Here is a 17,622-nt window from a genome sequence, read left to right as displayed (position 1 = left end):
GGGTTAGGTCAGTGAGACCCAGAAAGTGAACCTAGAAAGTGAACACTAGTAGATGTAGATCCGGTCGCCGACGTTCAGTGCGTTGAAGAAGTTCTGAGCGTGCGGGGCAGCGAGGTGGATGCAGCCGTGGGACATCACGTTCGGGGAGCCCTGGTGGAAGGCGTGGCCGTTGTTGGTGAAGTACACGGAGTATGGCATCGGGGCGTTGCCGTAGGTACGGGAGACCTCGTTCTTCACCTTGCGGGTGATGACGTGCCAGCCCTTCGGGGTCTCGTAGCCACGCTTACCGGTGGAGACCTTCACCGGGCCGTAGCTGGTCTTGCCGCCGCGCTGCAGCCAAGCGGTCTGGTCGCGCAGGCTCACGCAACCGCGGGCGTTAGCTGGGCAGGGGTTGTTGCGAGGAGCCGGTGCGGGGCGCTTCTTCGGCGGAGCTGGACGGGGAGCGGGCTTGTTTGCGCGCTCGCGGGCTGCTAGAGCGCCGGGAGCCAGGAAGTTGGTAGCGTCATCCGCTGCGCGGTTGATGGAGCCACGGATGGGCTCAGGCAGGCCGCGGGTTCCGTTGTGAATGCTGTCGTGTGCGCCCAGTACGACCCTGTTGATGTCCTGTTGGGAGGAGCCGAGCGGGGCAGCGGAGGCAGCGCCGGTGCCCAGGGAAGCGGCCATCATGGTTGCGGCGCCGAGCGCGACGAAGCGACGGCGAAGGGAGCGAGAGTGAGAATTAGAGTTCGTCATAGGCACAGCTTAATGGGTGTAAAGCAAAAATGGTGCACTGAGTCACGATTTAATTCGCATGTCGCATTGCACACTGGCAGGTTGGGTTCCTGTTGAGGGCTTGTTGCGGTAGCGGCAATCCTCGAGGGGGTTCACAGCTAACACCCAGCTATCATGCAGATAGACGCCAACACTATGCAGCACAATGAGGTGCATGACCATGCCAAATGCCCAACCGGTGAAGGTACTCGTTGTTGATGACGAGGCCAATATCTCAGACCTCCTTAAAGTCAGCCTGAAGTTCCAAGGCTTCGACGTTGAAACGGCAGACAACGGCCAGGACGCGCTGGCTCTGGCGGATACCTACAAGCCGGATGCTTTCATCCTGGACGTCATGATGCCCAGCATGGACGGCTTCACCCTGCTAAATAAGCTCCGCGCCGCTGGGCACGAGGCGCCAGTTCTCTTCCTGACCGCCAAGGACGGCGTGGAGGATCGCATTCACGGACTGACCATCGGTGCCGATGATTATGTGACGAAGCCCTTTAGCCTGGAGGAAGTTATTACCCGCCTGCGGGTAATCCTGCGCCGCGTTACCCCGGAAGAAGAGCAGGAATCCAGCCTGATTACCTATGAGGACATCACCCTCGACGACGACATGCACGAAGTCACCAAAGCCGGTGAAGTTGTCGAACTATCGCCCACTGAGTTCAAGCTGCTCCGCTATTTGCTGGTCAACGCAGAGGTCGTGTTGAGCAAGTCCAAGATTCTGGACCACGTGTGGAACTACGACTTCGGTGGCGACGGCAACGTCGTTGAATCCTACGTCTCCTACCTGCGCCGCAAGATCGACAAGGAAGAGCCTCATCTGATCCAGACCGTTCGCGGTGTGGGGTATGTACTGCGCAAGCCCCGCGTTTAACCTCGCGTGAGCCACATTTCCGTCTATGTTTCCTTCCGCCTCGTCACCGTCGTCGCCTAATCAGACCCCGCCGTCTGTGTCTGCACAGCGCGAGCCCGAACAGCTCGAGCAGCCCGAACCGCCGGTGAAATCGAATGATGCCCACGGATCCGCAGTCGCCGTCACAACGAGCCATCCGGGGCACTTTCTTTCCCACTATCCGCTGCGGGTTTCCCTGGTCGTGGTCATTGCGGTGCTGGTGGCCATGGGATTGTCCGTATCTGGCGTATCCGTCACCACCACTCTGCAGCGCTTCCTGATCCAGCGCGTGGACGAACAACTGGATGAGGCAACCAATGGCTGGGCCCACCGCTCGGGCTTGGTCGATGGCACTCAGAACGATGGCGATGATTCCGGTTCCGGAGGTTTGAGTGGTTCCTCCGACACTCTTGGGCTAAGTGGCCTAGACGTGCTAGGTAAGCAGCAGCCACCGAACCCTGTCACCGGTGTCACGCGCCCACCCAGCGACTTCTATGTTCTGGTGGTCGACGAGCAGATCTCCTACGAGTACTTCAACTCGCCCATGACTGCCCGCCCGGAGATCCGCGGCTTGGGCAAGCCGACCTTGCCCGTCACCGTCGGCTCTCGGGAAGGCTCGGGTGCGAACATTAGCTGGCGTGCCACCAGCTTCCGCAATGACGATGGCACGATCACCATCGTTGCGTTGCCTTTGGAGGAAGAAGAGCACATCATTTCGCGCCTTGTCCTCCTCCAAGTCATTATTGGCCTGACGGTCGTCGGGCTCGTCATTCTGGCATCGATGTATCTGGTTCGTCGTGCGTTGCGCCCGTTGAATGAGGTGGAGCTGACGGCGTCCAAAATTTCGAACGGCGACCTGGGGCAGCGCGTGCCGAACTGGCGGCCCAATACCGAGGTCGGTCGACTGTCGTTGGCGCTCAACAAGATGCTGGCGCAGATCCAATCGGCCTTCGTCGCTATCGGTGCCTCGGAGAGGCAAGCGCGCAGGTCGGAAGCGTCAATGCGCCGCTTCATCGGAGATGCTTCGCACGAGCTGCGCACGCCGTTGACCTCTGTGCGCGGCTATGCGGAGCTGTACCAATCGGGTGCTACTGATGACGCCCCCATGGTCATCGACCGCATTTCTGAAGAGGCCAGTCGCATGAGTCTGCTGGTCGAGGACCTCCTAGCCCTGGTCCGCATGGACGAGGGGCGCCCGCTGGCGAAGAAGCGTGTCGACATGCTGGAGCTGGTGCTGGAATCGGCAGAGTCGGCGCGCGCCGGGTTCCCGAATCGCACGGTGCAGGTCGTAAACGAAACCGGTGAGGTGCCGATCGTCGTCGGAGATGTGAACCGCCTGCACCAGGTCTTTAGCAATCTGCTGACCAATGCTCTGCGACACGCCGGCGATGACGCAGAGGTGACCCTGCGCCTAGACAAGACCGACGACCGAGTGATCGTGGACGTGGAGGACAACGGCCAAGGGATCCCGGCCAAGGACCTGCCGCACCTGTTTGAGAGGTTCTACCGCCCGGATGTCTCGCGTTCGCGCATGTCCGGCGGCTCCGGGCTGGGGCTATCGATTGTGAAGGGGCTGGTGGAGGCCCACGGGGGTTCCATTTCAGTGCACAGCGTGGAAGGCGAGGGGACGCGTTTCCGGATCGAACTGCCGGAGGCATCCGAAACGGAGTAGCTCGGGGCAAGCGTGGTCAGGCCCACGAGCTGACGCGCTAGACCTCCGTATCGTGCTCTTCCAGCCCATCCAACAGCGCTAGGTGGACTATGTCCTGGACGTCGGGGTTCGTCGGCAACTCCTCGTGCTTGCACTTGGATACGCCAAGGTCCTGCAGGAAGTAATTGGTGACGATCGCCTCGCCCGAGTCGCCGTCCGAAGTGCTGTCGGCAAGGCGTTCCCCCTCGTCGTCGCCGGGAATCAACGGCTTGCGGTCACCGAGGAAAGCGTTTTCATGGGGCACCACCGTCGCATCATTGCGGGTTGCGTAGCAGGTGTAGCGGATGTGGTTACGGGTTTCGGGGGAGGCTGCCAGGGTTTCCAGAAGTGGCGAGCCGATCACCTGCTGCATACCGGCCGCGCCGAACACTCGGCGGATCGTGGCGGCTGCCACCCGTTGGCTCATGTCCGTGGTGAGCATGCTGCCGAGCATGCCCAGCAGCGTGGTGCCCTGGTGCGGGGTTCCCAGGGTGATGAGGTGATGGACGTAATCCTCGCCGCCGAGTTCATTGATCCAATAGCGCGCCAGCAACCCGCCCTGGGAGTGACCGACGATGTCCACGGCCTCCGCGCCAGTCGCGGCCAGCACTTGCTCGATATAAGCGCCGATATCCTGGGCCGAAGTCGGGATGTCCTGCGTGCCGTGTACGCCGTAGTCGGGGCTGAATACTACGAAATCGTCCTCGCGCAGACGCAGCACCAGGTTCTGCCATACGTTCTTTGAGCTGATCGTGCCGTGGATCAGGATCACCGGATACGGCCGATCGATGGTGGGGCGCGCCTGCCACAGGTCGTCGGCGTAGCCGGGGGAGACCTGGCGGGCGCCGAGAGGCGGATCGGGGATTGCCCCGCGTAGCTGCGGCATTTGGGGGCGGCTGACACGCGACGGTATATCCCACAGGAAGCGACCGGTGCTGGAGATTCCGCTGGAGATTCCGCTGGCCATCCCGCTGCCCAAGCGGCTAAGCCAACCGCGGGAGTCGGGCGCACCACCGATGACGTCGCCCGCGTTGGCGGGGTCGTATGGTTCTTCTGCTAGTTCTTCTTCCACGGCCGTGCCCGCCGGAGGGTCGACCTCCGCGAGCTCGTCCAGCTCAAGTTCCATCGGATCTAATTTGTCGTTGTCCACTGTTCAGAAACGTCCACTGATCTGAGATCGGATAGGTGCTTGCAGGTGGTGACCTGAGAGGGGCTTTTAGGCGTTGGGAACCTTCGCCTCATCGACCCCTTGCTTCAGAAGCGCCGCGCGGATCTTCGCGGCGGAATCGTCCATCTTTTCCGGATCGGTCTCGTCCATACGCATTACGTTCTGCAGGCTGAAGCCGGACATATCGGATGCGGGGAATACGTGGATGTGAGCGTGCGGCACCTCGAATCCACCGATCAGGTAGCCGGCGCGTGGGGCGTCAAAAGTATCGACGATAGCCTTGCCGACCAGTTGGGCGACCTCGTTGCAGTGAGCCCACGTCGCCGGATCCATGTCCGTCCAACGGTCGACTTCCTCGATGGGAACGACCAGCGTGTGGCCGTATGCAGCAGGTTCGATGGTCAGAAACGCCACTACCTTTTCGTCGCGGTAGACGAAGCGCCCCGGGATCTCGCCGTTGATGATTTTCGTGAATACCGTAGCCATGGTGCCGATGTTAGCGCGTTAAACGTTGCTGTTGTGGGGGCTTGGGATGCAGGCTGCCGGTGGTGGTCTGTGGCTTCGCTAGACTGGGGAACCATGCGCATTCTTGTTATCGGCAGCGGTGCTCGTGAGCACGCATTGGCCTATTCCCTGTCCCAGGATCCGACCGTCGAGCAGGTTCACGTCAGCCCGGGCAACGCCGGCATGGCGGCCGTGGCTACCCTCCACCCGGATGGTGATCCGGTGGCGCTGGCCCAGGAGGTCCAGGCGGACCTGGTTGTGATTGGCCCGGAGATTCCCCTGGTGGCGGGCGTTGCCGATGAGCTGCGCGCCGCTGGCTTCGCCGTGTTCGGCCCGTCTGCAGCAGCGGCCCAGATTGAGGGTTCGAAGGCCTTCGCCAAGGACATCATGGCCAAGGCAAAGGTCCGCACAGCAGAGGCCGTCGCTGTTCCTGTCGGGTCTAGCGATTCTTTTATTGACGCCACCCTCGACAAATTCGGTCCCACCTACGTTGTCAAAGACGATGGTCTGGCTGGCGGCAAGGGCGTGGTGGTCACGGCCGACCGCGCAGAAGCTCTGGAGCACATCCACGCCGTGCACGCCGGCGGCAACCCAGTGCTGCTGGAAAGCTTCCTGGACGGCCCCGAGGTTTCCCTGTTCTGCCTAGTGGATGGGGAGACGGTGGTTCCGCTGCTGCCCGCGCAGGATCACAAGCGAGTGGACGACAACGACGAAGGGCCGAACACCGGCGGTATGGGCGCATACACCCCGCTGCCCTGGCTGCCAGAAGACGGAGTGCAGCGAATCGTCGAGGACGTTGTGAAGCCGGTGGCTCAGCAGATGGTAGCCGAGGGCGTGCCTTTCAATGGCCTGCTGTACGCGGGCCTGGCATGGAGTAGCGAAGGTCCGGCGGTGGTGGAGTTCAACTGCCGCTTCGGCGACCCGGAGACCCAGGCCGTGCTGCGCCTGCTGAAGACCCCGCTGGGTGGGGTGCTGAACGCCGTGGCTACCGGCACCCTGGATCAGCTGCCGCCGCTGGAGTGGGAGGACGGCTATGCGCTGACCGTCGTCCTGGCTGCCGAGAACTACCCGGCCAGCCCCGTCACCGGCCAGCCGATCACCGGCGCGGAGCCAGGCAGCGAGGCTCGCGGCATCCTGGCCGCGGGTGTGGCGGACAAGGACGGCCAGCTGGTCAGCGCTGGTGGGCGCGTACTGAACGTCATCGGCTCCGGGGCTACGCTGGCGGAGGCTCGCGAACAGGCCTATGCGACCCTGCAGGGAATCGAGCTGGAGGGCTCGCACTACCGCTCCGACATTGCCCTTCGCGCAGTTGAGGGGCGCATCTCCATTTAGTTTCCGGCGCAGCAGTGTGAGCCAAAACTCGGGTGTCAAGATTGTGTAAGGGTTTCGCATAAGGAGCAAGAGGTTTAAGGTAACCCCTTGTGATTGCACACTCAGGCGAACGTCGCCAGCGAAGCCGGCAAGGCTTCAGCCCTGCGCAGCTGGTGTCCGTGAGCTTCCTGTTACTTATCCTCGCCGGTACTGCGCTGCTGCTGTTGCCGTTTTCTCGCAGCGGGCCGGAGAGCCCGGAGTTTACTACCGCCCTGTTCACCGCTACCTCGGCCACGTGCCTGACCGGCCTTACTGTCGTGGATACCGCGACCTACTGGTCTCATTTCGGGCAGGTCGTCATCATGCTGCTGATTCAGGTCGGAGGCCTTGGCATCATGACGCTCGCCACGGTGGTGAGCTTTGTTCTGGCTGGACAGATGGGCGTCAAAGGGCGCCTGCGAGCTGCCGCGGAACAACGCGGAAGGGACCTGGGCGAGATCCGCACCATCATCTTCGGCACCATCGGCTTCTCGCTGGCGACCGAGCTGGTCATCGCGATCGTGCTGACCTTCCGCTTCGCTGCGGAATACGGCTACGGTTTCCTGCCTGCCGTGTGGGAGGGAGTATTCCACTCCATTTCGGCGTTCAACAACGCGGGCTTCGGCCTGCGCTCCAACAACCTGGTGCCCTACGTCAACGATGCGGGGATCATCCTGCCGATCGCACTCGGCATTATCGTCGGTGGCCTGGGCTTCCCCGTGCTGCTGGAACTGCGGGCGAGGTGGCGATCGAAGGTGAAGCACCCACCGTCGCTGACGTTGATCTTCACCCTCGTAGGAACCTCGATCCTGCTGGCGGTGGGCACTATCGGCTTCGCCCTGATGGAGTGGACCAACACGCTGCGGGACCTATCGCCATGGTCGGCCGTTCAGGCGGCGTTTTTCCACTCCGTGTCCTCGCGCACCGCGGGGTTCAACTCGGTGGATCTTTCGGACTTGCGGCCATCATCCCTGATGCTGACGGACTTCCTGATGTTCATCGGCGGTGGCTCGGGCGGCACAGCGGGTGGCGTGAAGGTCACCACCGCCGCGGTGCTAGTTGCCGTTTTGATCGCGGAGGTGCGTGGCGATGAACAGCTGCTGGTCGCGGGCAGGCGCATCCCGGGGCGCATCGTGCGCCAGGCGATGGCTGTGTTCATGATGGCTTTCCTCATCGTCGGCGGTTCTATCATGGCGCTGCAGCTGTTGCTGCCGCAGTTCCACTCCCACCAGATCGCCTTCGAAACCATCTCCGCGTTCGCCACCGTCGGCCTGACCACCGGCATCACCCCGGAGCTGCCCGATTTCGCCCGCATATGGCTGGTGGTGCTGATGTACCTCGGCCGTATTGGCCCCATCACCGTGGTGGCGGCGTTGGCCGCCCGTACTAATCGACGCCTCTATTCCTTCCCAGTAGAAAGGCCGTTCATTGGCTAAGTTCTTTTCCCACCCGACCAATCCTCCCGTCGTCATCATCGGCCTGGGCCGTTTCGGCATGGCGCTAGGCGAAGAGCTCGTGCAGTCCGGAGTGGAAGTTCTGGGTATCGACGTGGATGAAGTAGTGGTGGCCAAGGCCGCCCCGCTGCTGACCCACGCAGTGATCGCGGAAACCACGGACCAGGACGTGCTGCGCCAGCTTGGTGTACAGGATGCACACCGTGTTGTGATCGGTATCGGCTCCGACATGGGGGCGTCACTGCTTACTGCCTCAGCCGTGATGGATCTCGGGGTGCCCAACGTCTGGGCAAAGGCCGACAACCAGCAGCACGCGAAGATCCTCACGCAGATCGGCGTGCACCACGTGGTGCGGCCAGAGCGCGATACGGGACGGCGCGTGGCGCACCTTATCGCAGGTCACGTGCAGGAATACATCGAGTTCGACCGCGACTTCGCCATGGCGAAGCTGGCGCCTCCGCTGCACATGCACGGGCGGAAGGTGGAGGAAACCCCGCGGGGGATCGCGATCGTAGCGGTGCGCTCCGCGGAGGGGCACTTCTCCACACCACCAGCGGGGTACGTGATCCGCTCTGGCGACCTGGTGATTGCAGCGGGGCGGATTAAGGACTTGGATAAGTTCGCAGATTCCTAAAAGCCAGCGCTGCGCATAAACTCGGGGGCGTGCCTGCTAAGAAAAATATTTCCAACGTCCTTGCCAACCGCTACGCCTCCCCGGAGATGACCGCCATCTGGTCGCCGGAGGACAAGATCATTATGGAGCGCAAGCTCTGGATCTCTGTGATGAAGGCCCAGGCCGCCCTAGGGGTGGATGTGCCCGCCGAGGCCATCGAGGCCTACGAAAAGGTCATCGAGAACGTCAATCTGGATTCCATCGCTGAGCGCGAAAAGGTCACGCGCCACGACGTGAAGGCCCGCATCGAGGAATTCAATGCGTTGGCTGGTCAGGAGCACATTCACAAGGGGATGACCTCCCGCGACCTGACGGAGAACGTGGAGCAGCTGCAGATCTTTAGCTCCCTGCAGTTGGCTCGCGATAAGGCCGTTGCCGTGCTGGCGCGCATCGGTCGCCGTGCGGCGGAGAACCAGTCGCTAGTGATGGCCGGGCGTTCCCACAACGTTGCCGCCCAGGCCACGACGTTGGGCAAGCGCTTTGCCTCCGCCGCCGACGAGCTGCTGGTGGGACTGGAGCGCATCGAGGATCTGTTGGGCCGCTACCCGCTGCGCGGCATCAAGGGGCCGATGGGCACCAGCCAGGACATGCTGGATCTGGTCGGCGGCGACGAGTCCAAGCTGGCGGAGCTGGAGAACACGATCGCGGAGAACCTGGGCTTCTCCCGCGTCTTTGACTCCGTCGGCCAGGTTTATCCGCGCAGCCTGGATATGGATGCGCTGAGTGCCCTGGTGCAGGTGGGTGCCGCGTTGTCTTCGCTGTCGATGACGATCCGCCTCATGGCGGGCAACGAGACCGTGACCGAGGGCTTCAAGGAAGGCCAGGTCGGTTCCTCCGCCATGCCGCACAAGATGAACGCCCGCTCCTGCGAGCGCGTCGGCGGCATGCAGATCCTGCTGCGCGGCTACCTGACCATGGCCGCGGATCTGGCGGGTGCGCAGTGGAACGAGGGCGACGTGTTCTGCTCTGTGGTTCGTCGCGTTGCTCTTCCGGACGCCTTCTTCACCTTCGACGGCATGTGTGAGACCTTCCTGACCGTCCTGGACGAGTTCGGGGTTTTCCCGGCGATGATCGACCGAGAGTTGGAACGCTACTTGCCGTTCCTGGCCACCACCCGCATCCTGATGGCGGCCGTGCGCGCCGGGGTAGGGCGCGAGACCGCCCACGAGCTGATCAAGGAGCACGCCGTGGCGGTGGCGCTGAACATGCGCGAGAACGGCGGCGATCAGGATCTGGTTCAGCGTCTGGCCGGCGACGACCGCTTCCCGCTGGACGAGGCACAGCTGAAGGAGGCCTTGGCAGACCGTCACGCCTTCATCGGCGCGGCCGAGTCCCAGGTTTCCCGGGTACTGGAGCGCATCGAGGGCGTCACCAGCCGTCACGCGGAGGCCGCTGCCTACGCGCCGGGCGAGATTCTGTAGTGCCCCAGTGATTCTGTAGTACCCCAGCACCGCGGTCGTGAGGTGGGTCACGACCGCGGTTTAGCAGCGCAAACACAATAATCTCGCAGGGCTTTCGTCATGAATAGTCAAAAGCCGGGGACAGGGCTACACTAGCTACTCATGCGTCCAGAACTGTGCGAGTACGAGCATCATTCCGCAGGAAAAGTGCGGGAGATCTACGAGGTCGACGAAGACAACCTGTTGATGGTTGTCAGTGACCGGATTAGTGCTTATGACTACGTCCTTGATACGGAGATCCCAGACAAGGGTCGAGTGCTCACTGCCGTGAGCGCCTTTTTCTTTGACGAGATCGACTTTCCCAACCACCTGGCCGGTGCGCTGGACGATGAGCGGATCCCCGAGTACGTCCTCGGCCGCGCCATGCTGTGCAAGAAGCTGGACATGATCCCGTTCGAGTGCGTGGCCCGTGGCTACCTGACGGGCTCCGGCTTGAAGGAATACGAGGAGACCGGCAGCGTGTGTGGCGTGGAGCTGCCCGAGGGGCTGGTTGAGGCTTCCCGCCTGCCAGAGCCGATCTTCACCCCGGCGACCAAGGCTGAGTTGGGCGATCACGACGAGAATGTGAGCTTCGACGTGGTTGTCGAGGAACTGGGGGAGGAGCTCGCCAACAAGCTGCGCGATGCCACCCTGGCCATCTACAAAAAGGCCGCTGCCATCGCCGAGGAAAAGGGCCTGATCCTGGCCGATACCAAGTTCGAGTTCGGGCTGGATGCAGACGGCACCCTAGTGCTGGCCGACGAGGTGCTGACCCCGGATTCCTCCCGCTACTGGCCCGCCGAGGGCTACGAGGAGGGCAAGGTGCAGCCCAGCTTCGATAAGCAGTACGTGCGCAACTGGCTGACCGGCCCGAAGTCCGGCTGGGACAAGTCCGAGGGCACGCCCCCGCCGCCGCTGCCGGGTTCCGTGGTGGAGGCCACCCGTTCCCGCTACATTGAGGCCTACGAGAAGCTATCCGGCAAGCGCTTCTCCGACTGGATCGGCCAGTGCGTCTAGGGACTGTCTGCCCCAAGCATTAGGTCTTAGTAGCATGGCGCGTATGCCTAATAACGACGCGCCCCAGACAGCCAACAACCCGATTGCGGCTCCGCCGACTGCGAAGAAGGTGCCGCACACACGCACCTTCCACGGTCGCGAATTCGTTGATAACTACGAGTGGCTGCGCGACAAAGACAACTCCGAGGTGCGCCAGCACCTAGAGGCGGAGAACGCCTGGACCCTCCAGCAGACGGAGCACCTCAAGCCCCTGCAGGAACGCCTCTTCGAGGAAGTTAAGGCACGCGTGCAGGAAACGGACATGTCCCTGCCCGTCCGCTCCGAGGGCTGGTGGTACTTCTCCCGCACCGAGGAAGGCAAAAGCTACGGCACAATGTGCCGCCTGCCCATCGCCAACGAGGACGACTGGACCCCGCCGACCATCGAACCCGGCACCCCCGCACCGGGCGAAGAGACCTTCCTGGACTGCAACGCTTTAGCCGAAGGCAAGGAGTTTTTCAGCCTAGGCGCGGCCAGCGTGACCCAGGACGGCACGCGGCTGGCGTATTCGGTGGACGAGACCGGCTCGGAGCGCTTCACCCTGCGCATCCGCGACCTCACCACGGGGGAGGACCTGGAGGATGTCATCGAGGACGTCTTCTACGGCGCCACCTGGGTCGGCAGGAATACCGTGTACTACCAGCGCGTGGATGAAGCATGGCGACCGCACGAGGTCTGGCGCCACACAGTCGGTGAGGGCGTCGATAAAGACGAGCTGGTGTACCGCGAAGACGACGAGCGCTTTTGGGCGGGCGTGGCGACGACCCGTTCGGAGCGTTACCTGTTGATCCACACGGGCTCGAAGGTGACCAGCGAGGTATGGTACCTCGATCTGGAGGATCCGAATGCCGAGCTGACCTGTGTAATCCCGCGCGAGGCCAATGTGGAATACGGGGTGGATCACGCTGTTGTGGGCGGCCAGGACCTGTGGCTGGTGCTGCACAACAAGACAGGTGTAAACAGCGAGCTGGGCTACCACCCGACCGGCCAGATCGCCGCGTGGGACGATGTGCAGGCGCTGGTACCGCACCGCGACGACGTGCGCCTGGAGGGTGTGGATGTTTTCAGCGACCACATTGTCCTCGAAGCTCGGGAGAATGCGCTGGAGACCAGTTACATCATGAAGCTTGGGGACGCCGACACGTCGGCCGGAACCGCTTCCGCCCCGGCCTTCGGCGAGTTCGAGCGGATCGAGTTCCCCGGGGAGCTTTGCGGGGTCGGCGCCGTCGGCAACAGCGAGTGGGACAGCCCGGTTCTGCGGGTGGCCTACAGTGCCTTCACCACCCCGCCGCGGATCTATGACATCGACCTGGCGACGGGGGAGAAGATCCTGCGCAAGGAGCAGCAGGTGCTGCCCGACCCGGACGGCCGGGAGTTCGACCCCGCTTTGTACACCTCGCAGCGGCTATGGGTGACAGCCGAGGACGGGGCGCGGATTCCGGTTTCCCTGATTCACCGCACCGACGTGGACATCACGCAGGCAAACCCGGTGCTGCTGTACGGCTACGGTTCCTATGAAAACTGCATCGACCCGGGCTTTTCCCTGTTCCGTCTGTCCATGCTGGACCGTGGCGTGGTGTACGCCATCGCGCACGTCCGCGGCGGCGGCGAGATGGGCCGACTGTGGTACGACCACGGCAAGGGGCTGGAAAAACGCAACACGTTCACGGACTTCGTGGCAGTGGCCGACCACCTGCTGCGCGAAGGCATGACTACCCGCGAGCAGATGGTGGCCGAGGGCGGCTCCGCCGGTGGAATGCTAATGGGGGCGGTGGCTAACATGGCGGGCGATCGTTTCGCAGGCATTGAGGCAGTGGTTCCCTTCGTCGACCCGCTGACCAGCATGCTGATGCCGGAGCTACCGCTGACCGTGACCGAGTGGGACGAGTGGGGCGACCCCTTCCACGACCCGGAGGTCTACGACTACATGGCCAGCTACGCGCCCTATGAGAATGTCTCCGCCGACTTGAACTACCCGCCGATTCTGGCAGTGACCAGCCTGAACGACACGCGTGTGCTGTACGTGGAGCCTGCGAAGTGGGTGGCCAAGCTGCGCGAGGTCGGCACGGACAACACGCTGCTGCGCATCGACATGGAGGCCGGGCACGGCGGTGTATCCGGCCGCTACGCGAAGTGGCGCCAGGCGGCTTTTGAAACCGCGTGGGAGCTCGACAAGATGGGGGCCACTGAGCTGCTGTAACACGGCCGGGGCTTGCCGGGAGGGTCTTGCCGTAGCTTTTAACAAGTAGACAGCCAGAAGTCGGCCAAAAGTCGGCCGGGCGTTACCTGCCGTTCACCTGCGTGGGGCAGTGTACTCAGGTATGAGTCCCGCACAGTCCACCCCCGGCACGCAGCGCGCCCCCCGAATGCTGTTGACCATCACGGGGTTGCGCCAGGGCACGGTAACGGCGGCTGAGAAGATGCGCGATGCAGCCCGGGCGTTGGATATCCATGCGGGTCTGGTGCTCACGGTTCAGGGACCGGATTGGCGGTTGAAGGACGACCGGGCGACGTTGGAGCTGGTCCACGATTCCGCTGCACGCGGGCACGAGCTCCTGCTCGGCGGGCTCGGGCCCCTGGGCGGAACGCACGGCAAGGGGGAGTTCCACCGGCTCGGCCGGCACGAGGCTACGCTGCGCCTCTCCGCAGCCACCCGTCAGCTGGACGCGCTGGGATTGGCGCCGAAGGTGTTCGCGCCGACCCGCTGGTTGGCGTCGGAAGACGCTCTAGAAGCTGCCGCCAAGGTTGGCCTGGAGGTGGCGGCGGATGCCTACACCATCCGTGACCTCACTAATGACAACCGCCACCAGGTGCGCGTGCTCGCTTTTGGGGATGGGTTTGGTTCGGTGAAGTGGTGGCGTCGTAACGTACTCAACAGCGTGCGACGGGGCGCGGCGAAGGGCAAAGACATCCGCTTGTCGATCAGCGCAGCAAAGGCAGATAAGGACGACGTAGCGGGCGATATGCTGCGCATTCTCGAGCTGCTGCGGGACAGTGGCTACCAGCCAGCGAACTACTGTGACTACGTCGATCGGCAGCAGGTATCTGTGGCTTAAAAACCTGCCACTTCGCAGTGTTACCATGGGGCGGTAAATACCTTCCGAAAAATACCGTAAAGCTGGGAGAATATAGAAGCCATGGCTCGTGTAGTCGTCAACGTCATGCCCAAGAAGGAAATCCTCGACCCGCAGGGTCAGGCCGTTGTCCGTGCGCTGGGTCGCATCGGTATCAGTGGGGTAGAGGACGTGCGCCAGGGGAAGCGCTTTGAGCTGGAGGTCAGCGAGGCTGTCTCGCGCGAAGACCTGGAAAAGATCGCCTCCGACCTGCTGGCCAACACCGTGATCGAGGACTACGAGGTAGTCGTAGAGGGTGCAGAAGCCGTGGCAGGCGGCGCGGATGTGGAGGCAAAGTAAGTGACCAGCCGCATCGGAGTAATCACCTTCCCTGGCACCTTGGATGACGTCGATGCCGTGCGCGCCGTGCGCCTGGCGGGGGCGGAGCCAGTGGAGCTGTGGCACGCTGACGAGGATCTGAAGAACGTTGACGCCGTAGTCGTACCCGGCGGTTTTTCCTACGGCGACTACCTGCGCGCCGGCGCCATCGCTTCCATCGCCCCGGCCATGAAGTCCGTAGTGGCTGCCGCGGAGCGGGGCACCCCAGTGCTGGGCATCTGCAATGGCTTCCAGATTCTGCAGGAAGCCGGCCTGCTGCCCGGCGCCCTGACTCGTAACGAGGGCCTGCACTTTGTGTGCCGCGATGTTTACCTAGAGGTCGAAAACACTTCCACCGCGTGGACCAACCAGTTCGCCGAGGGATCCAAGATCCTGGTGCCGTCTAAGCACGGCGAGGGGCGCTTCCAGGCCAGCGAGGAGACCCTGGAGCGCCTCGAAGGCGAAGGTCGCGTGGTGTTCCGCTACGCCGTGAACCACAACGGATCCCGCAACTCGATCGCCGGTGTGTGCAGCGAAAACGGCCGCGTAGTTGGCCTGATGCCACACCCAGAGCACGCAGTGGAAACGCTGACGGGCCCGTCCCTTGACGGACTGGGTCTGTTCCAGTCGGTTCTGTCCACGCTCGTTTCCTAAATTTTCTTCTTACAAGGAGCACCCGATCCCCATGATTCACAACGACACGGTCGCCGACGCTAAGGCCAACCCGGATCTGGAGCAGCCGTACCACGAGCTGGGCCTGAAGGACGACGAGTACGCACGCATCAAGGAACTCTTGGGCCGTCGCCCAACCGATGCGGAGCTGGCGATGTATTCCGTGATGTGGTCCGAGCACTGTTCGTACAAGTCCTCGAAGACGCACCTGCGCTACTTCGGCGAGACCACGACGGACGAGATGAAGTCCAAGATGCTCGCCGGCATCGGCGAGAACGCCGGCGTGATCGACATCGGCGATGGCCACGCCGTGACCTTCAAGGTCGAATCCCACAACCACCCGTCCTACGTGGAGCCCTACCAAGGCGCAGCCACCGGCGTGGGCGGCATCGTCCGCGACATCATGGCAATGGGCGCGCGCCCGGTGGCCGTGATGGATCAGCTGCGCTTCGGCCCGGCCGACCTGCCGGATACTCAGCGCGTGCTGCCCGGCGTGGTCGCGGGTGTGGGTGGTTACGGCAACTCTCTGGGGCTGCCGAACATCGGCGGTGAGACTGTTTTTGACGCCACCTACGCGGGTAACCCGCTGGTCAATGCACTGTGCGTGGGCACTTTGAAGACCGAAGATCTGAAGTTGGCCTTCGCCTCTGGCAAGGGCAACCGAGTGATTCTTTTCGGCTCCCGCACGGGCCTGGATGGCATCGGTGGCGTATCCGTGCTGGCCTCCGACACCTTCGAGGAGGGTGCGGAGCGCAAGCTGCCCGCCGTGCAGGTGGGCGACCCCTTCGCGGAGAAGGTACTGATTGAGTGCTGCCTGGACCTGTACCGCGCTGGCGTGGTCGTCGGCATTCAGGATCTCGGTGGCGCTGGTCTTTCCTGCGCCACTGCAGAGCTGGCCTCCGCCGGTGACGGCGGCATGCACATCAACCTGGACAACGTTCACCTGCGCGCCGAGGGCATGACCGCCGCGGAGATCCTGTCTTCCGAGTCCCAGGAGCGCATGTGCGCCGTCGTGACCCCGGAGAACGTGGATGCGTTCATGGAGATCTGCCGCAAGTGGGACGTCCTGGCCTCCGACATCGGCTGCGTGACCGACGGCGAGCACCTGGTCATCGAGCACCGTGGCGAGATTGTGGTGGACGCGTCCGCGCACACCATGGCCGAGGAGGGCCCGGTATACGAGCGCCCCTACGAGCGCCCGGCCGAGCAGGATCAATTGAACGAAACCCGCGGTGTGGACTTGCCGGAGACCGCACAGGAAGTGCGTAGCCAGATCCTGGATCTGGCGGCCTCCCCGGCGCTGTGCTCCCGCGAGTTCATCACCGAGCAGTACGACCGCTACGTACGCGGCAACACTGTCTCCGCCAAGGATGCGGACGCAGGCGTGCTGCGCATCGACGAGGAGACCGGGCGCGGCATCGCCGTGTCTACTGACGCCTCCGGCCGTTACACCCGCCTGGACCCGCGCACCGGCGCACAGTTGGCGCTGGCCGAGGCATACCGCAATGTCTCCGTCACGGGTGCGACCCCCGTGGCGGTCTCCAACTGCCTGAACTTCGGCTCCCCGGAGGACCCGGGCGTGATGTGGCAGTTCCGTGAGGCTGTGCATGGCTTGGCCGATGGCTGTAAGGAAATGGGCATCCCGGTGACGGGCGGCAACGTTTCGTTCTACAACCAGACCGGCGATACCGCTATCCTGCCGACCCCGGTTATCGCAGTGCTGGGCACCATCGACGATTGTGCTCGCCGCATCCCGCAGCAGCTGCCGAAGCAGGCTGGTGCTGGCGCCGAGGCCGGCGGCGACGAGAGCCAGGAACAGTACCACCTGGTTCTGGTGGGCGCGGAGACCCGCGAGGAGCTCGGCGGTTCCATCTGGCAGCAGGTTGTTCACGACGAGCTGGCCGGCCTGCCCCCGCAGGTTGACCTGTCCGTGGAACAGCGCCTGGGCGCCTTCATCACTGACCAGCGCGACAAGATAGTCGCCGCCCACGACCTTTCCGAGGGCGGCTTGTCGCAGGCCGTTGTGGAGCTGGCAATCCAGTCCGGTCGGGGAATGGCTGTGAACCCGATGCTCAGCCAGCACGAATCTGCTGTCGCGCAGGGCCGCACGCTGGCACAGCAGGCGGCGGTTGGCCTGTTCTCCGAGACCGCGTCCCGCGTCCTGCTGGCCGTGCGCAGCGAGGACTACGGCGATCTGATGCGCGACCTGGCCGAGACCGGCCTGACCGGCGGGTGGATCGGCCTGACCGGTGTCAGTGACGCAGCTGGTCAGCCGATCATCCGTTTCGGCTCCGGCGTGTACCCGGTGCTGCCGTTCGGCGGGGAGATCGAGCTCGACCCGGCCAAGCAGCATGATGATGACTTCGACATCGTCATCTCGCTGGAAGAGGCCGAGACGGCGTGGAAGTCCACCCTGCCCACGTTGTTTAGCCACGCGGCCGGCAACAATTCTGTGATCTAGGTAGCCGCGACAAGTAATCAAGGGGCCCACGACCAAATGGTTGCGGGCCCCTTGACTTGTGCTGTGGCGTTTT

The 17,622-nt window shown here is 63.3% G+C and carries 15 protein-coding genes; 12 read left to right on the top strand and 3 right to left on the bottom strand.

The genetic code is table 11. From position 1 onward, the window contains the following. Positions 1-45 precede the first annotated feature (45 nt). The gene (locus CRD15_RS09785; protein WP_187402427.1) at positions 46-732 is read right to left on the bottom strand and encodes a L,D-transpeptidase; all 687 of its coding nucleotides are present in this window, start codon (positions 730-732) and stop codon (positions 46-48) included. A 193-nt stretch (positions 733-925) separates the two neighbouring features. Between CRD15_RS09785 and CRD15_RS09780 the strand changes: the two genes are divergently transcribed. Together CRD15_RS09780 and CRD15_RS09775 are read left to right on the top strand one after the other, a co-directional pair. Beyond that, positions 926-1,633, top strand: a complete 708-nt coding sequence (locus tag CRD15_RS09780; RefSeq protein WP_034966402.1) for a response regulator transcription factor — start codon at positions 926-928, stop codon at positions 1,631-1,633. A gap of 25 nt (positions 1,634-1,658) precedes the next feature. Beyond that, positions 1,659-3,323 (top strand): cell wall metabolism sensor histidine kinase WalK, encoded by a 1,665-nt coding sequence (locus tag CRD15_RS09775; protein WP_187402426.1) that lies wholly within the window; start codon positions 1,659-1,661, stop codon positions 3,321-3,323. A 37-nt stretch (positions 3,324-3,360) separates the two neighbouring features. Here CRD15_RS09775 and CRD15_RS09770 read toward each other — a convergent pair whose 3' ends face one another. Together CRD15_RS09770 and CRD15_RS09765 are read right to left on the bottom strand one after the other, a co-directional pair. Then, positions 3,361-4,467, bottom strand: a complete 1,107-nt coding sequence (locus CRD15_RS09770; RefSeq protein ID WP_051891476.1) for a triacylglycerol lipase — start codon at positions 4,465-4,467, stop codon at positions 3,361-3,363. A 90-nt stretch (positions 4,468-4,557) separates the two neighbouring features. Beyond that, positions 4,558-4,995 carry an HIT family protein gene (locus CRD15_RS09765; RefSeq protein ID WP_187402425.1) on the bottom strand — a complete coding sequence of 146 codons (438 nt, stop codon included), beginning with the start codon at positions 4,993-4,995 and terminating at the stop codon, positions 4,558-4,560. Between the two features lie 93 nt (positions 4,996-5,088). On the opposite strand from CRD15_RS09765, the gene purD reads away from it, so the two are divergent. The 10 genes from purD to purL all read left to right on the top strand — a co-directional run bounded on the left by purD (position 5,089) and on the right by purL (position 17,549). After that, complete coding sequence (gene purD, locus CRD15_RS09760) at positions 5,089-6,345, top strand: phosphoribosylamine--glycine ligase (protein WP_187402424.1); 1,257 nt, start codon at positions 5,089-5,091, stop codon at positions 6,343-6,345. A gap of 89 nt (positions 6,346-6,434) precedes the next feature. After that, the gene (locus CRD15_RS09755) at positions 6,435-7,799 is read left to right on the top strand and encodes a potassium transporter TrkG (protein WP_187402423.1); all 1,365 of its coding nucleotides are present in this window, start codon (positions 6,435-6,437) and stop codon (positions 7,797-7,799) included. After that, complete coding sequence (locus tag CRD15_RS09750; RefSeq protein ID WP_034992220.1) at positions 7,792-8,451, top strand: TrkA family potassium uptake protein; 660 nt, start codon at positions 7,792-7,794, stop codon at positions 8,449-8,451. The genes CRD15_RS09755 and CRD15_RS09750 overlap by 8 nt, the downstream gene beginning before the upstream one ends. A 29-nt stretch (positions 8,452-8,480) precedes the next feature. Then, a complete protein-coding gene (gene purB / locus CRD15_RS09745; RefSeq protein ID WP_034992222.1) occupies positions 8,481-9,911 on the top strand; it encodes an adenylosuccinate lyase in 1,431 nt (476 codons plus the stop codon). Positions 9,912-10,052: 141 nt separating this feature from the next. Then, positions 10,053-10,946 carry a phosphoribosylaminoimidazolesuccinocarboxamide synthase gene (locus CRD15_RS09740; RefSeq protein WP_034980899.1) on the top strand — a complete coding sequence of 298 codons (894 nt, stop codon included), beginning with the start codon at positions 10,053-10,055 and terminating at the stop codon, positions 10,944-10,946. A gap of 34 nt (positions 10,947-10,980) precedes the next feature. Then, positions 10,981-13,185 (top strand): S9 family peptidase, encoded by a 2,205-nt coding sequence (locus CRD15_RS09735; RefSeq protein ID WP_034992224.1) that lies wholly within the window; start codon positions 10,981-10,983, stop codon positions 13,183-13,185. A gap of 121 nt (positions 13,186-13,306) precedes the next feature. Continuing rightward, on the top strand, positions 13,307-14,041 hold the full coding sequence (locus tag CRD15_RS09730; protein ID WP_034966376.1) for a DUF2334 domain-containing protein: 735 nt from the start codon (positions 13,307-13,309) through the stop codon (positions 14,039-14,041). Between the two features lie 81 nt (positions 14,042-14,122). After that, positions 14,123-14,398, top strand: coding sequence for a phosphoribosylformylglycinamidine synthase subunit PurS (purS, locus tag CRD15_RS09725; RefSeq protein ID WP_034966374.1), 276 nt, complete (start codon positions 14,123-14,125; stop codon positions 14,396-14,398). Further along, positions 14,399-15,070 (top strand): phosphoribosylformylglycinamidine synthase subunit PurQ, encoded by a 672-nt coding sequence (purQ, locus tag CRD15_RS09720; RefSeq protein ID WP_005296661.1) that lies wholly within the window; start codon positions 14,399-14,401, stop codon positions 15,068-15,070. A 31-nt stretch (positions 15,071-15,101) separates the two neighbouring features. Next, positions 15,102-17,549, top strand: coding sequence for a phosphoribosylformylglycinamidine synthase subunit PurL (purL, locus tag CRD15_RS09715; RefSeq protein ID WP_187402422.1), 2,448 nt, complete (start codon positions 15,102-15,104; stop codon positions 17,547-17,549). Positions 17,550-17,622 lie beyond the last annotated feature (73 nt).

Source organism: Corynebacterium sp. LK28, assembly GCF_014335105.1.
In the GTDB taxonomy this organism is placed as follows: domain Bacteria; phylum Actinomycetota; class Actinomycetes; order Mycobacteriales; family Mycobacteriaceae; genus Corynebacterium; species Corynebacterium macclintockiae.
Note: the sequence above shows the minus strand (reverse complement) of the source record. Positions and strands in the feature narration are given on the sequence as shown.

What these genes read in the sequence shown, in the direction of transcription:
- CRD15_RS09730 (WP_034966376.1), top strand. Translation starts at nt 13,307, where the DNA reads ATGAGTCCCGCACAGTCCACCCCCGGCACGCAGCGCGCCCCCCGAATG.
- purS (WP_034966374.1), top strand. Translation starts at nt 14,123, where the DNA reads ATGGCTCGTGTAGTCGTCAACGTCATGCCCAAGAAGGAAATCCTCGAC.
- purL (WP_187402422.1), top strand. Translation starts at nt 15,102, where the DNA reads ATGATTCACAACGACACGGTCGCCGACGCTAAGGCCAACCCGGATCTG.
- CRD15_RS09770 (WP_051891476.1), bottom strand. Translation starts at nt 4,467, where the DNA reads ATGGAACTTGAGCTGGACGAGCTCGCGGAGGTCGACCCTCCGGCGGGC.
- CRD15_RS09735 (WP_034992224.1), top strand. Translation starts at nt 10,981, where the DNA reads ATGGCGCGTATGCCTAATAACGACGCGCCCCAGACAGCCAACAACCCG.
- CRD15_RS09765 (WP_187402425.1), bottom strand. Translation starts at nt 4,995, where the DNA reads ATGGCTACGGTATTCACGAAAATCATCAACGGCGAGATCCCGGGGCGC.
- CRD15_RS09740 (WP_034980899.1), top strand. Translation starts at nt 10,053, where the DNA reads ATGCGTCCAGAACTGTGCGAGTACGAGCATCATTCCGCAGGAAAAGTG.
- CRD15_RS09785 (WP_187402427.1), bottom strand. Translation starts at nt 732, where the DNA reads ATGACGAACTCTAATTCTCACTCTCGCTCCCTTCGCCGTCGCTTCGTC.
- CRD15_RS09775 (WP_187402426.1), top strand. Translation starts at nt 1,659, where the DNA reads ATGTTTCCTTCCGCCTCGTCACCGTCGTCGCCTAATCAGACCCCGCCG.
- CRD15_RS09780 (WP_034966402.1), top strand. Translation starts at nt 926, where the DNA reads ATGACCATGCCAAATGCCCAACCGGTGAAGGTACTCGTTGTTGATGAC.
- purD (WP_187402424.1), top strand. Translation starts at nt 5,089, where the DNA reads ATGCGCATTCTTGTTATCGGCAGCGGTGCTCGTGAGCACGCATTGGCC.